The organism is Pantoea deleyi (genome assembly GCF_022647325.1).
Classification (GTDB): domain Bacteria; phylum Pseudomonadota; class Gammaproteobacteria; order Enterobacterales; family Enterobacteriaceae; genus Pantoea; species Pantoea deleyi.
Map to the genome: position 1 here is coordinate 2,006,301 of NZ_CP071405.1, position 14,722 is coordinate 2,021,022.

Consider the following 14,722-nt stretch of genomic DNA (forward strand, 5'->3'; position numbering starts at 1 on the left):
GCCTCAGGCCGGCGCGTCTGCCTCTGACAGCGCCTGCGCCGCGCAGATCAGGGCCAGATGGCTCAGCCCCTGCGGCATATTGCCGCGCCAGCTCTGCGTGCGCACATCATACATCTCATTGAAGATATCGACGTTGCCGTGCCCCTCCAGCGTCGTCAGGATCTCCCGCATCGCCTGGTTTGCCTGCCCGGTTTCGCCCAGCGCCGCCCAGGCCTCCACCAGCCAGAAAGCGCAGGCGAGAAACGTGCTCTCTTCCTCCCGGACGCCGCTGTAGCGGTAGAGCATGGCGCTGCCATCGCCCAGATGCTTACGAATAGCGTGGCAGGTGGCGAGCATCCGCTGGCGATTGACCGCATTGCCGTAGCTGTGAACCAGCGCCAGCGAGGCGTCGAGACGATCCTCACTGCCCGGATAGAAGAGATAGGCCTGCTGCTGTTCAGACCAGCAGTGCGTTTCAATCCAGTCGCGGATGCGGTCGCGCTCCCGCTGCCAGCGGCCCAGCCAGGTGGGTTCGATATGCTGGCTCCTGGCCAGCGCGACCGCCCGATCCAGCGCCATCCAGCAGGCCATTTTCGAATGGGTATAGTGCTGCAGCTCCGGCAGCTCCCAGATGCCGCAATCTTTCTGTCGCCAGTGATCGGCGCAGCAGTTCGCCAGTTCGCCCAGCATGCGCGAGGTGGTGATATCCAGTACGTGTCCCGCTTCGATAAAGTGCTGCGCGGTGACCAGCATGTCGCCATACATACTGAGCTGCAGCTGATCGCGGGCATTGTTGCCGACCCGGACCGGCTGGGACTGGCGATAGCCCGCAAGCGAAGGATAGCGCTCGGCGGGCACCGCATCACCATTCAGGGCATAGCAGGCGCGCAGCCTGACGCCGTGCCGCATGATGGTCTGGGAGAGCCAGGAAAACGCGGCCTTGCAATCTTCCAGCGCGCCGATATAGACGAAGGCTTTGATAATCAGGCAGGCGTCGCGCACCCAGGCGTAGCGGTAATCGTAATTTTTCTCGCCGCCAATCCCCTCCGGCAGCGAGGTGGTGGCGGCCGCGGCCAGCGCGCCGGTCGGGGAGTACCAGAGAAATTTCAGCGACAGGGCAGAGCGCTTTACCAGTGCCGGGTAGCGTCCGGCATAGCTCAGGCTCTCAACCCAGCTGCACCAGCCAGTGTGGCTGGTTTCAATACGCTGATCGATCGCCTCCAGCAGCGGCACCGCCAGCGGCTCGCTCTCGGTCACCAGCAGCGCACAGAGTGACCGGGAACCCGGCGTGGTGCGCAGCGTGGCGCAGACCTGTTCGTCGGACAGATGGGTGATGCAGATATCGTCGCTGGTGCGGAACATCGTCATGATGTCGGCGATGTGAAACACCTTGCCTTTCTCATTGTCCGCCACCCACGGCGAACGGGTTTCGGCCGCGGTGCCAAAGCACAGGGTGATGGCTAACGTCACCTCGCCGCTGACGCCTTCGATACGGCGGGCCAGCTCACACCAGGGCAGACGGCCCGCCAGCGTACTGTTGATCGATTCAGTCAGCACCACCGAGCCGCTTTCGGTTTCGAAGCGGGTCTCCAGCACGTTGCTGTTGTCACGGTAGCGTCGGGACACCTGATAAGGCGCGGTCGGTTCGATCTGAAAGTAGCCGCCTAGCCCGGCGTCCAGCAGGCGATCAAACAGCGGTTTCGCATCGAGATTGGGCGCGCACCACCAGTCGATCGATCCATCGGGTGCAATCAGCGCGACCGAGCGGCCTTCGCCAATCGCAGCATAGTCGCCCAGCCCCGCAAAGCCCTCCACTCTGACGGGCGAATGAAAGATCGGGTTCTGCATGCGCGTTTTCCTCTGTTCTCTGTGGCGGGGGATGACAAAAGCGGGACAAAAAAAGGGCCGCACCAGGCGGCCACTTCAGGGGATTACAGCGTGCCGGTGCCGCCATCAGAGCACCAGACCTGACCGGAGGAGTAGCTGCTCTCGGTCGAGGCCAGGGTGACATAGAGTGGGGCGATCTCAACCGGCTGACCCGGACGGCCCAGCGGCGCATCGGCACCAAACTGTTTCACTTTTTCCATCGGCTGACCGCCGCTGGACTGCAGCGGAGTCCAGTACGGACCCGGCGCAACCGCGTTGACGCGGATCCCGTCGCCGCCCAGCTGCTTGGCCAGCGATTTGGTAAAGGCCACGATGCAGGCTTTGGTCTGCGCATAGTCGAGCAGAATGTCGCTGGGTTTAAATGCCTGGACGGACGACGTGTTAATAATGGACGCACCGCGAGGCAGATATTCCAGCGCCGCTTTCGTGATCCAGAACATTGCATAAACGTTAGTTTTAAACGTCGCGTCGAAATCTTCTGTGCTCAGTGTCCGGATGGACTCATTAAACTGCTGACGACCGGCGTTATTTACCAGAATATCCAGACCACCTAATTTATCCGCAGCCTCTTTAACCAGCTGCTGACAGAATTCTTCAGAGCGAATATCGCCGGGGATTGCGAAAACGTTGCGGCCTTCCGCTTCGATTAATTTCACCACTTCATCGGCGTCCGGCTGTTCTTCCGGCAAATAGTTGATCACCACATCTGCGCCTTCACGGGCATAGGCAATCGCCACGGCGCGGCCGATGCCGGAGTCACCCCCGGTGATCAGCGCTTTGCGGCCGGCCAGGCGGCCGGTCCCGCGGTAGCTGGTTTCACCGTGATCCGGTACCGGGATCATTTTGCTGGCCAGGCCTGGCGCCTGCTGCGGCTGATCCTCAAAAGGAGGTTTTGGGAAGTCATTCACATCGAGCGTATTATTCGTTGGTGTTGTCATTGTTTGCTCCTTGAACAGAGTAATCTGAGACAGTAAGCCTGGCACAAATGTGATATTTGTCACATCTGACTGCTGATTCATTGAGCAGATAAAACCAGAGTGAATTAATAATGCAGATAAAGCGTAGACAGAAAATCGCGAGTGCGGGTGGCGGCGGGCCATTATTTTTTGATGCAGGCGTGTGCTATTTAAAGCGAAGCGTAAAACCGTCGGGAAATTATTTCAGCGCGGAAACGTGCCGCTGAAAAATAAAAAGAAGGGCGCTTATGCGCCCCGTACCGATCCCCGCCAGACAACATCGACCGGATATATTCTGCGCTCCTGCTGCTGTTCCGTTTTTGGTATCGGTTCGTCCGGCTGCGCTTCCGTTTCCACCAGCCAGCGGATGGCGTCGCGGGCAAACTGTTCGACCGGCTGCGCAAAGGTGGTGAGGTTGTAGGATGCCCAGCCCGACTGGGGAATATTGTCGTGCCCGATGATGCAGAGGTCTTCCGGGATGCGCAGCGCGAAGCGATGCCGTGCCTCATCCATAAATCCGCAGGCGAGCAGGTCGGTGGCGCAGTAAACTGCATCGGGCCGCACGTTGCGCGTCAGCAGGCGCTGCGCCAGAATTTGTCCGCTCTCATAGGAGGTCGAACCGAACCGCTCAACCTGCACGGCCACGTTTGCACGCTGCGCCGCCGCCAGAAAATCTGCTTCACGTTTCTGCAGGCTCGGCGTGCCTGCCAGTGAATTGACAAAGGCGATACGGCGGCACCCGGCGCGCACAAAGGCATTCACCGCCATCCCGGCGGCCGGGCGGGAGTCGAGATTGATATTCAGGGTGCCGGGCAGGGACTCATCACGGTTGATGAGCACCAGATGCTGACCGTGCTTATAGCAGAGGCGGGTGATGCCGCTGTCCGGCATGCCGGAGAGAATGATCGAGGCGTCGGCGCGGAAATTGATCGCCTGCTGCAGCGCCGCCGAAACCCGGGCATCGGAGCGGTCGGTGTTGATCAGCATCGCCACTTTTCCCGCCTCCTGCAGATACTGCGTCATCCAGCGCACCAGACTGGCGCGGTAGGGGGTATCCACCTCGGAGGCGATTAAGCAGACAATGCCGCTGCGATGGCTGACCAGGCCGCGCGCCAGATGATTGACGTGATACCCCAGCTCTTCTGCCGCCTTCATAACCCGCTGACGGGTGGCTTCCGACACGCTGGCGCCCGGCGTAAAGGTGCGCGACACCGCCGATCGGGAAACGCCCGCCCGTTCCGCCACATCCTGAGCGCTGACGACCGCTTTCAGCTGCTGCATCTTTTTCTCCTCTATCCCGCAGGTGCCCGCAGTGAGTCTGCCCTAAATTGCAAGCCTGTGCAAAAGATAACGGCAGGCCGAATGTTTCAAATTTGTGACAGAGCCTGACAATTGCGGGATAACAGAATTGACAGCCTGTCAGGGCGGCCGTACTAATTGCACACATGTGCAAATGGTGGCGACTCTGCGTCATCCGGCCCTTCAGGAGAACCTCATGCGTTATTCCTCTCTGCTTGCTGCTGTTATTGTCAGTTGCCCTGCGGTGCCCTTTACCGCGGCGGCGGCGGGCAATCTGAATATGATCTGTTCTGCGGATGTGGTGGTGTGCGAACAGATGACGACGCTGTTCAGCCAGTCTCATCCCGATATCAGACTCAGCATGGTGCGACTCTCCGCCGGAGAAGCCTATGCCCGTATCCGCAGCGAAGCGCGAAATCCCCGCACCGATATCTGGTGGGCCGGCACCGGCGACCCGCACATGCAGGCCGCAGAAGAGGGGCTGACGCAGCCTTACCACTCTCCGCTGCTCGACCAGCAGCAGCCCTGGTCACAAAAGGTGGCGGAGATCTCCGGCTATCGCACCGTCGGCGTCTATGCGGGTGCGCTGGGCTGGGGCTACAACACGAAACTGCTGGCGGAGAAGAAGCAGAAGGTTCCGGCCTGCTGGGCGGACCTGCTCGATCCCGCTTTTAAGGGTGAAATTCAGATCGCCAACCCGAACTCCTCCGGCACGGCTTACAACACCCTGGCGACGCTGGTGCAGATCATGGGCGAAGACCCGGCCTTTGACTATCTGAAGAAGCTGAATGCCAATATCTCCCAGTACACCAAGTCCGGTTCGGCGCCGGTCAAAGCCGCCGCACGCGGCGAAACCACCATCGGCATCGTCTTTATGCATGATGCCGTGGCGATGGAGGTGGAGGGATTCCCCATCAAGCCCGTCGCGCCCTGCGAAGGCACCGGCTATGAGATTGGCTCCATGTCCATTATCAAAGGGGCGCGCAACCTGACTAACGCCAGGAGCTGGTATGACTGGGCGCTTAGTGCAGAGGCGCAGTCGCACATGAAAGAGGCGAAATCGTTCCAGCTGCCCTCTAACCGTCAGGCTGAGATCTCTGACTACGCGCCGCGCTTCGAGAACATCAAACTGATCGATTATGACTTCAAAACCTACGGTGACTCGGCAAAACGCAAGGCGCTGCTGGGACGCTGGGATAAAGAGATCGGGGCCAGCGCGCAGTAACGGTGGTGTGCGCCCGGCGCGCTGAGCCGGGTCTGTACCCGTTTGCGGTGGCGAAAGCCTGATGTCCGCTTCCTGATGGAGGTGATGTATGAATGCGTACAATCGTCGCTTAACCGGCGTGCTGCTGACGGGAGTCGTCGCGCTGACGCTGCTGCCCTGGTACAGTCTGGAGCAGGGCTTTTTCACGGGTGACTGGATTTTCAGCCTGTGGCGCGATGAGAACAGCGCCCCTGCGCTGGGGCAGCTTGCCTTACACCCCTGGCTCAGTCTCGTCGTGGCCCTCTGGCTGCTCGCGGCGGCCTGCCTTTTTCTGCCCTCCGGCCGTACCCGCAGTGCGCTGCTGCTGCTGTTCAGCGTCACGGGTATCCTGTTTCTGGTGCTGGAAGGGCATGCCATCGGCTTCAGCGGCTGGAGCTGGCTGTGGCTGGAGCAGCTTGCGGGGCCGCTGGCACAGGGGCAACCGGCGATGGGCGCAGGCGCACTGCTGTTGCTGACGCTGTTTCTGCTGATCTTCGCCTTTGCGCTGGCCGAGCGCGGCGTGCTGAAGGGCGATGCCTTTGTGGTGGCGTCGATTGTGCTGCTGGTGGCGCTGGTGACCACCTTTGTGATCTACCCGGTCCTGAGTCTGTTTGTCGCCTCGGTGCAGGATATCGACGGCAGCTTTAAGCCCGACGGGCTGGTGGCGAATCTGCAGGATCCGGCCATCTGGAGCCTCGGCTGCTTCACTGGCGGCAGTTGCGGCACCGCCTGGCGTACGCTGGGACTGGCGCTGATGACGGCCAGCGGATCCACTCTGCTGGGGCTGGCATTTGCGCTGGCGGCTACCCGCACGCCGCTGCCGTGCAAAAAAGCGCTGCGGATGCTGACCATTCTGCCGATTATCACACCGCCGTTTGTCATCGGGCTGGCGCTGATCCTGCTGTTTGGCCGCTCCGGCGTGGTAACGGAATCGCTGGCGACGCTGTTCGGCATCGAGCCGGGCCGCTGGCTCTACGGCATGACCGGCATCTGGATCGCCCAGGTACTCTCTTTCACGCCCGTCGCCTTTCTGGTGCTGATTGGGGTGGTGGAGGGGATCAGTCCCTCGCTGGAGGAGGCGTCGCAGACCCTGCGCGCCAGCCGCTGGCGCACCTTCTCCCGCATCTCGCTGCCGCTAATGGCGCCCGGCCTGGCCAACGCTTTTCTCATCAGTTTTATCGAAAGCATGGCTGATTTTGGTAACCCGATGGTGCTGGGCGGCAGTCACGGCGTGCTTTCGACTGAGATCTTCTTTTCGGTGGTCGGCGCGCAGAACGATCCCAGCCGCGCTGCGGTGCTGGCGATGATCCTGCTGGCTTTTACGCTGATCGCCTTCCTGGTGCAGCGCGTCTGGCTTTCCGGCAAGAGTTTCGCCACCGTGACCGGGAAAGGCGACGGCGGCCGTCACGCCCGGCTGCCGCGCCCGGTGCGCTATGGCGTCTATGGGATGGTAATCCCCTGGGGTCTCTTCACGCTGGTGATCTACGGCATGATTATGGTCGGCGGCTTTGTCCAGTCCTGGGGGCTGAACAACGCGCTGACGCTGGATCACTACATCCGGGCCTTCAGCGTCACCGTTGAGCAGGGCGCGCTGGTCTGGCGCGGCGTCGCCTGGAATTCATTCTGGACCACGCTGGAGATCGCGCTGATCGCTGCGCCGCTGACGGCCATCGTCGGCCTGCTGACCGCCTGGCTGATTGTGCGGCAGAACTTTGCCGGTCGTCAGACCTTTGAATTCATGCTGATGCTGAGCTTTGCCATCCCCGGTACGGTGATTGGGGTGAGCTATGTGATGGCCTATAACCTGCCACCGCTGGAGATCACCGGCACGGCGACTATCCTGATCGCCTGCTTTGTCTTCCGCAATATGCCGGTGGGCGTCCGTGGCGGCATCGCGGCGATGAGCCAGCTGGATAAAAGCCTGGATGAAGCCTCCCTGACGCTGGGCGCAGACAGTTTCCGCACCCTGCGGAAAGTGGTGCTGCCGCTGCTGAAACCTGCCATCAGCGCGGCGCTGGTTTACGCCTTTGTGCGGGCCATCACCTCCATCAGCGCGGTGATCTTCCTGGTCAGCGCGCAGTACAACATGGCGACCTCCTATATCGTCGGCCTGGTGGAGAACGGGGAGTATGGCGTGGCCATTGCCTACTCCTCTGTCCTGATCGTGGTGATGCTTTTGATCATCGGTCTCTTCCAGCTGCTGGTGGGCGAACGCCGCCTGCGCCGCGCAACCCGACCTGCGGTGATTGCGGCCGCACCCTCTGCATCCCCCCTGACTCAGGAGAGCGCCGTATGACAACCCTTCATGCCGGATCGGTGGTTTTTGACCATGTGACCAAACATTTTAACGGCTTCACGGCGCTGCCGGATCTGTCGCTCAGTGTGGAGCCGGGTACGCTGGTGACGCTGCTCGGCCCCTCCGGCTGCGGCAAAACCACCACGCTCCGGCTGCTGGCCGGGCTGGAACATCCCACGTCGGGCCGGATCCTGATAGGCGGCAAAGATGTCACCCATCTGCCCGCTAATCAGCGTGATGTGGCGATGGTCTTTCAGTCTTATGCGCTGTTTCCGCACATGAACGCCCTCGACAATATTCTCTATGGCCTGCTGTCGTCGGGTATGAATAAACGCGAGGCGCAGGAAAGGGCGCACGAGGGTCTGAAGCTGGTGGGGCTCGACAACCAGGGGCAGCGGCTGCCGTCGGAACTCTCCGGCGGACAGCAGCAGCGTATTGCGGTGGCGCGTGCGCTGGTGCTGGAACCGCAGGTGCTGCTGCTCGATGAGCCGCTGTCGAACCTGGATGAGCGTCTGCGTCGCCGGGTGCGCACCGACATTCGCGATCTGCAGCAGCGGCTCGGCTTTACCGCGGTCTATGTCACCCACGATCAGGAGGAGGCGCTGGCGGTCTCCGATAAGATTATTGTCATGAAAGAGGGGGATATTGCCCAGCAGGGTGCGCCGGAGACGCTCTACCACTCGCCTAATTCGGTATTTATCGCTGACTTTATGGGCGAGGCCAACATCCTGCCGTGTGAAGTGGAGGAAGCCGGTGCTGAGGAGGCGCTGATCCGCCTCGGCACCCAGCGTTTCCGGGTCCGGAGTGCGTCTGCCCGGCCCGGACTCGCGCAGCTGGCCGTGCGGCCGCAGTTCATCACGCTGTCCGAGAGCGGCCACGGCGCGCTGCAGGGAAGCGTGATCCACAGCACCTGGCTGGGCGACCATATCGAATATGAGGTCGCGACCGAGCTGGGCGCACTGTTTATTATCGACCCGCAGATGGAACAGCGTCTGCCGCCTGCGACTCAGGTCGGTATCAACTTCAAGCCTCAGGGCCTTGCCCTGATTGCCCGTTAATCTGATGAGTTCAGGGAGTTCGCATGCAAACGCACGAAATCATGACGCGACTGGCCGTAGCTGAAGCCGTGGCACGCGAAGGGGGCGCGACCGCCTTATCCTGGTTTCACCGCCGGGAGACGCTGGTGGTGGAGACCAAGTATGACCTGCAGGATGTTGTCTCGATTGCTGACCGGGATGTGGAGCAGCTGATCGCCAGCCGCATCCGCGAGGCTTTTCCCGCGGATGGCTTTCTGGGCGAGGAGTCGGGTCTGCAGCCGGGACAATCTGATTACACCTGGGTGGTCGATCCGATCGATGGCACCAGCCCGTTTCTGAACGGGATGCCGAGCTGGTGTGTGTCGGTTGCGGTGCTGCGCGGCGATGAGCCGGTTATCGGCGTGATTTTTGCGCCCACCTATCAGGAGTGCTACGTGGCGGCGCGGGGGCAGGGTGCCACGCTGAACGGCCGCCCGCTGACCGTCGATCCGGCGCGGACGCTGCAGAATCACGTCACCGGTTTTGGTGCTAACAGCCATGTGACACCGCAGCAGGTGGGCGAGATTGTGGCTGCTTTGCTGACGGCGGGCGGTAACTTTATCCGGATTGGCTCGGGGGCGCTGATGCTCGCCTGGGTAGCGGCGGGCCGGGTGGTCGGCTACTACGAACCTTACATGCACGCCTGGGATTGCCTGGCGGGCTACTGCCTGGTGAAAGAGGCGGGCGGCTGGGTCCACCCGTTTAACGTTGAAGGCGACCGCATAACCAGAGGGGCGCAGGTGCTGGCTGTGGCACCGGGTGCCGAGGCCGATCTGCGCCGTATCGCCGGCCTCTGACCTACTGTGACACTGTCACGCTGACGGCCAGGCTGTCAGCGTGAACCAGCGTTTTGGTCAGGTAGTGGCGCTGCATCCCCTCATGCGGGAAGTCGGGCAGTGACATCTGTAGCGCGTAACCCTGTTTCTGATAAAACGGCAGGGCCTGAAAACTGAAGGTATCGACCAGCGAAAACCGCGACCCCACTCTTACCGCTTCCTGTTCCGCCGCCTTGATCAGCGCGCCGCCCACACCGTGACGCCGTTGCGTTTCATCCACCCAGAGATAATCGATACAGAGCCAGTTGCCTTTTCGTGATGCGATCAGGCCACCGCGCAGCGTTCCCTGCCGGTCATGGCAGGCGACCGACAGCGGCCCCCAGTTATCCCGCTGAATAAAGGTCTGGTTATAAGCGCCCAGACCGGCGAGCAGGGCTGCCCGATCGCCGTCGTGCATCCCGTGGGTAAAGGTCAATTCCTGCATCCTGTTCCTCTTCTGTCCGTTAGTGAATCCTCCGGCTTATCCGCTGCCGGGGATAAACAGTTTGTTATCCCCGGAAGGGTATAATATTGTATTTATCCTCTTCCGGGTATAAAATAAGATTTATACCCGCTAAGGGATAGACGGCGGCGCTATGCTTACCGTCTGCTTTCCGGAGGAGCGTCTCATGATATACAGCCCGCTTCAGCTGGCAAACCGGCTGAAACTGATCCGCCAGCGTAATGGCTGGACCCAGAGTGAACTGGCAAAGAAGGTTGGTCTGAAACAGGCCACCATTTCTCACTTTGAAAATGCGCCTGACAACACCTCACTGGCCACGCTGTTTAAACTGCTACAGTCGCTGGAACTGAGTCTGGACGTGCTGGAAAAAGAGGCGGCGACGACGCCCCCGATCGACGATGAGGATGCGTGGTAATGCAGCGGTTAATCGCATGGATGAATGGCGAGCGGGTGGGCGTGCTGACCCGACAGCGCAACGGCGCGCATGCGTTTCAGTATGACACCGGCTGGCTGAGTAATCCGCTCTCCAGGCCGCTGTCACTCTCGATGCCGCTGCAGGTCAAGGCGATCACCTCTCACGCGGTGATCAATTTCTTCGATAACCTGCTGCCGGACAGCCCGCTGATCCGTGACAGGATCGTGGCGCGTTACCAGATTCGCTCACGGCAGCCGTTCGATCTGCTGCAGGAGATAGGCCGGGACAGCGTCGGCGCGACCATGCTGCTGCCGCCCGATATGCCGCTGCCCGCTCTGAACGCCCGCTATGAGGTGCTGGATGAATCCCGTCTGGAAAGTGTGCTGTCGGCCTATCAGTCCGATATTCCACTGGGGATGCTGCGGGAAGAGACCGATTTCCGTATCTCAGTGGCCGGTGCGCAGGAGAAAACCGCGCTGCTGCTGACCGACGCGGGCTGGAGCATTCCAGCTGGCGCAACGCCCACCTCCCATATCATTAAGCTGCCGATTGGAGAGATTAAGCAGCCTGCCGCCACGCTCGACATGCGCGAAAGCGTGGAGAATGAGTATCTCTGTCTGGCGCTGGCCCGCGAACTCGGTATCGAAGTGCCCCAGGCCACCATAATCCGCGCCGGGACGATGCGCGCGCTGGCCGTCGAACGTTTCGACCGTCGCTGGTCACGCGATAAAACCCGTCTGATCCGTCTGCCGCAGGAAGATTTCTGTCAGGCGCTGGGGCTGCCGTCCTCGACTAAATATGAGTCGGACGGTGGGCCGGGCATTGCGGAGATCATGCAGATACTGATGGGGTCGAGTAACGCCATAGAGGATCGCTACCGGTTTATGCAGTTTCAGGTGTTTCAGTGGCTGATCGGCGCGACCGATGGCCACGCCAAGAACTTCTCCCTGTTTATCGAGCGCGGTGGCAGCTACCGTCTGACGCCCTTTTATGATCTGATCTCCGCTTATCCGGTGCTGGGCGGCACCGGGCTGAACAAACGCGCCCTGAAACTGGCAATGGGGCTGCGCGCCAGCCGGGGCAAAAAAACGGAGATCGATAAAATCTTTCCGCGCCACTTTATCGCCACGGCCAGAAGCGTCAGTTTCGATACGGACAGTCTGCAGCAGATTTTCGACTTCTTCGTGCGGGCGTTTCCTCAGGCGGTTGTGGCGGTGCGCGATATGCTGCCGTCCGGTTTCCCGCAGCACATCGCCGACGCCATTTTCAGCCATTCCCTGATTATGCTGGAGCGGTTGCGGCATCAGACGTAGCCTGGCGGTCACCGGCAATATGGGCCCAGTCTGAAAGCGTCGCCGGGCGGCCGTGGCACCGCCGCCGTCGTCTATGCTTAACAGACTGAGTCAACAAGGGAGTCCGCTATGAAATGTCCGGGATGTGAAGGAGAGGCGTTCGTTTACGCTACGCGTGATGTCAGCCTGAATACGGGGAATCCGGCCGATGTGGTACCGGATGTGAAGGGCGATCACTGCATCCGCTGCGGGGCGGTGATCATGACCGCCGGAACGGCCGGGCAGTATCCCGAAAAGGCTGAAGCGCTGGAGAATGGCGGCGTTCCCGTCAGATAAGTCAGTCCATCGTTGCGGGTTTTTTTACGTTGCTGGTCTCCTCCACGCAAAAAAAGCCTGCACGCGGCAGGCAACATCGTCTCGCTGGTCAGCCATCTTTTGTACACACCCTGCCGTTGCGGTGTGTGGATGGCACTCTGCCTGACCAACCTCAGGGTAAGCCGGCCGGCGTCGGCGGGGAAAAGAGGGCACAGACGCCCCTTTTTGCCGCCTGTTCCTCATGTAAAGCATCGTTTTATGCAGACTAAAATGGCGTTATCAGGCTGGTAATAATTTGTAAAATTTAACTGAGAGAAAAACGCCGGCGCATCTGTCAGGATACGCGCCTCAGAACGCTCCTGGCTGCCCTCATTCGATGAAATGGTTTACCAAAAACGCGGTTTTGTTTGCCTGCAAAACCTCCCTTGCCGCGTTTATTGCACTCTCTGTCGCACTGCTTCTTAACTTTGAAAAACCGGCCTGGGCGCTGACGACCGTTTTTGTCACCTCGCAGCTTTATGCCGCCTCGACCGTCTCGAAATCGGTGTTTCGCCTGACAGGGACACTGCTGGGCGGCCTCTTTATTCTGCTGATCTATCCCGAAACGGTGCAGTCGCCGGTGCTCTTCAGCCTCTGCGTCTCGCTATGGGTGACGGTCTGCCTCTGGCTCTCCCTGCATGACCGCACGCCTAAGAGCTATATCTTCATGCTGGCGGGCTACAGCGCGGCGATTATGGGCTTTCCCGATGTCGATACGCCGTCCGCCATTATCAATACGGTGGTTTCGCGGATCGAAGAGATCACGCTGGGGATCCTCTGCAGTACGCTGATTCACCGGCTGGTCTTTCCGGTGTCGATGCACCATCTGCTGGGGCAGAGCGTTAATCTCTGGTTCCTGAACGCCCGCCGGTTGCGTGACGAACTGATTAGCGGGATGGCGAAGAACAAATCGCTGGAGCGGGAAGATATCCTGATTCAGATGGCCGGTTATCCGCTCAGCGTGGAAACGCTGCTGACCCACTGTGTCTATGAGGGCGAGGCCGCCCGCAACGTGATCCGTCTGGTCAGCGTGCAGTATCAGCATCTGACCTATCTTCTGCCAACCCTGACCGCCATCGAATCACGGCTGAACGTGCTGGCTGAGCTGAACATCCGTTTTCCGCCGTGCGTTACCGATGTCTTTCAGCAGTTCCTGTTGTGGCTGCATCACGACCGGGTTAACGACATTCACGGATTGCGGGAAGCGATTGCGGTCAGTCAGGAGACGCTGGAGCAGGCGTGGCGGGCAGGGGAGCTGGCAACCGAAGAGAGTCTGCTGCTGATAGGGCTGCTGGAGCGGATGGCGAACTTTGTGCGTATTGCCGATGCCTATGAGAACGTCAGCGCGCGCGCCGGGGATCTCTACAGTCACGGCGACGGATCCGCGATCCGCAATATCCGGGAGCACCGGCATATCGATAAAGGGCTGTTGCGGCTCTCGGCGCTGACGGCGTTTCTCGCGACCTTTCTCTCCAGCCTGTTCTGGATTGGCAGCGGCTGGGCCGACGGCGCAAATGCCCCCCTGATGGCGGCGATCATCAGTTCGTTTTTCGCGGGTGTCGATTCCCCGGTGACGCCGATGAAGCTGTTTGTGAAAGGGGTAATGATTGCGCTGGTGGTCAGTCTGTTTTACATCGCCTTCCTGATCCCCCAGGCCAACACGCTGCAGGCGCTGATGATCTGTCTGCTGCCGGGGCTGATGCTGCTCAGTCTGCTTATCGCCAATCCGGCCACCAACCTGATCGGGCTGAGCGTCGCGATTCAGATCCCCGGTTTTATCGGGCTGAGCCATCACTATGTGCCGAACCTGATCGTGACGCTCAACGCGGCCATCTCCTCAATGACGGGGATTCTGTTTGCGGTGGTGCTGACGGCGCTGATCCGCAACAAGCGGCCTTCATGGATTGCCCGACGCGCGGTGCAGCGGGGGCTGCGCGATCTGCTGGGCTTTACCAAAATGGTGGAGCGCAATTCCGCCACGCTGCTGTCCCGTCAGCAGTTTATTGCGCGGATGCTCGACAGGGTAAACATCATTCTGCCGCGTAAACGGCTCGATCCGGTGCCGGATATCGTCACAGGAGGGTATCTGATTAATGAAACCTGGCTGGGGGCGAACTGCTATGACTACTATGCGCGTTATCGTGAGGTGCTGGAGAGCCACGGTATCGACAGCGGGCAGATGTTTCATGAGCTGGCGCTCTATCTTAAGCGGAAAATGAAGTCGCTGCAGCTGGCACCGCACCAGGATCTGCTGGAAGAGCTGGATCTGCTGCTGCTCCGGCTGGAGCGCATCGCCCGACGGGAGAGCGCGGCGGTTGCGCCGCTGATCCACCTGTTTAACATCCGCGTGTCACTGTTTCCCCATCAGCGCTGGCCGGAGTAGGCGCGGGTAGCAGCACCCAGTGCCGGGGGGCATTAAACACTCTTTTTAGTTACATCATACATTAGATCTTCCATAATAAACCTGACTGACATCGTGCCTGTCTGATCGGGTCTTACAGGAAAAAGGGCGCACAACAGGAGAAATCGGGAGAGGCATTATACCTGTTTAAAATCAGCGTTTTGCACTGTTCAGTGCCTTTTATCGCGATGCGGCGCCGCGCGTCATCATATTAAGCGCAGGGCGCGCGCACGTGGTTACGGTGGC

General features: G+C 60.3%; 12 protein-coding genes. 8 read left to right on the forward strand and 4 right to left on the reverse strand.

Annotation, left to right across the window (positions count from 1 at the left end):
• Nucleotides 1–3: 3 nt before the first annotated feature.
• The 3 genes from J1C59_RS09430 to J1C59_RS09440 form a co-directional block, all read right to left on the reverse strand.
• A complete protein-coding gene (locus J1C59_RS09430; RefSeq protein ID WP_128085481.1) occupies nucleotides 4–1,827 on the reverse strand; it encodes a glycoside hydrolase family 15 protein in 1,824 nt (607 codons plus the stop codon).
• Nucleotides 1,828–1,910: 83 nt separating this feature from the next.
• Nucleotides 1,911–2,804 (reverse strand): SDR family oxidoreductase, encoded by an 894-nt coding sequence (locus J1C59_RS09435; RefSeq protein WP_111140512.1) that lies wholly within the window; start codon nucleotides 2,802–2,804, stop codon nucleotides 1,911–1,913.
• A gap of 264 nt (nucleotides 2,805–3,068) precedes the next feature.
• Nucleotides 3,069–4,103: a LacI family DNA-binding transcriptional regulator gene (locus J1C59_RS09440; RefSeq protein ID WP_128085480.1), complete on the reverse strand. Its 1,035-nt coding sequence runs from the start codon at nucleotides 4,101–4,103 to the stop codon at nucleotides 3,069–3,071.
• 214 nt (nucleotides 4,104–4,317) lie between these two features.
• Between J1C59_RS09440 and J1C59_RS09445 the strand changes: the two genes are divergently transcribed.
• The 4 genes from J1C59_RS09445 (at nucleotide 4,318) to J1C59_RS09460 (ending at nucleotide 9,533) form a co-directional block, all read left to right on the forward strand.
• Nucleotides 4,318–5,346 (forward strand): ABC transporter substrate-binding protein, encoded by a 1,029-nt coding sequence (locus J1C59_RS09445; RefSeq protein ID WP_128085479.1) that lies wholly within the window; start codon nucleotides 4,318–4,320, stop codon nucleotides 5,344–5,346.
• A gap of 88 nt (nucleotides 5,347–5,434) precedes the next feature.
• Nucleotides 5,435–7,660, forward strand: coding sequence for an ABC transporter permease (locus J1C59_RS09450; RefSeq protein WP_140917236.1), 2,226 nt, complete (start codon nucleotides 5,435–5,437; stop codon nucleotides 7,658–7,660).
• Nucleotides 7,657–8,718: an ABC transporter ATP-binding protein gene (locus J1C59_RS09455; RefSeq protein ID WP_128085478.1), complete on the forward strand. Its 1,062-nt coding sequence runs from the start codon at nucleotides 7,657–7,659 to the stop codon at nucleotides 8,716–8,718. The genes J1C59_RS09450 and J1C59_RS09455 overlap by 4 nt, the downstream gene beginning before the upstream one ends.
• Nucleotides 8,719–8,741: 23 nt before the next feature.
• On the forward strand, nucleotides 8,742–9,533 hold the full coding sequence (locus tag J1C59_RS09460) for an inositol monophosphatase family protein (protein WP_128085477.1): 792 nt from the start codon (nucleotides 8,742–8,744) through the stop codon (nucleotides 9,531–9,533).
• A 1-nt stretch (nucleotide 9,534) separates the two neighbouring features.
• On the opposite strand, the gene J1C59_RS09465 is transcribed toward J1C59_RS09460, so the two are convergent.
• On the reverse strand, nucleotides 9,535–9,996 hold the full coding sequence (locus tag J1C59_RS09465; protein WP_128085476.1) for a GNAT family N-acetyltransferase: 462 nt from the start codon (nucleotides 9,994–9,996) through the stop codon (nucleotides 9,535–9,537).
• A gap of 184 nt (nucleotides 9,997–10,180) precedes the next feature.
• Between J1C59_RS09465 and hipB the strand changes: the two genes are divergently transcribed.
• The 4 genes from hipB to J1C59_RS09485 all read left to right on the forward strand — a co-directional run bounded on the left by hipB (nucleotide 10,181) and on the right by J1C59_RS09485 (nucleotide 14,458).
• Entirely contained in the window at nucleotides 10,181–10,429 is a 249-nt protein-coding gene (hipB, locus tag J1C59_RS09470; RefSeq protein ID WP_128085475.1) for a type II toxin-antitoxin system antitoxin HipB, read from the forward strand.
• The gene (locus J1C59_RS09475) at nucleotides 10,429–11,742 is read left to right on the forward strand and encodes a type II toxin-antitoxin system HipA family toxin (protein WP_128085474.1); all 1,314 of its coding nucleotides are present in this window, start codon (nucleotides 10,429–10,431) and stop codon (nucleotides 11,740–11,742) included. The genes hipB and J1C59_RS09475 overlap by 1 nt, the downstream gene beginning before the upstream one ends.
• Before the next feature lie 108 nt (nucleotides 11,743–11,850).
• Nucleotides 11,851–12,057: a type II toxin-antitoxin system MqsA family antitoxin gene (locus J1C59_RS09480; RefSeq protein WP_128085473.1), complete on the forward strand. Its 207-nt coding sequence runs from the start codon at nucleotides 11,851–11,853 to the stop codon at nucleotides 12,055–12,057.
• Between the two features lie 355 nt (nucleotides 12,058–12,412).
• Complete coding sequence (locus tag J1C59_RS09485) at nucleotides 12,413–14,458, forward strand: FUSC family protein (RefSeq protein WP_128085472.1); 2,046 nt, start codon at nucleotides 12,413–12,415, stop codon at nucleotides 14,456–14,458.
• Nucleotides 14,459–14,722: the final 264 nt, after the last annotated feature.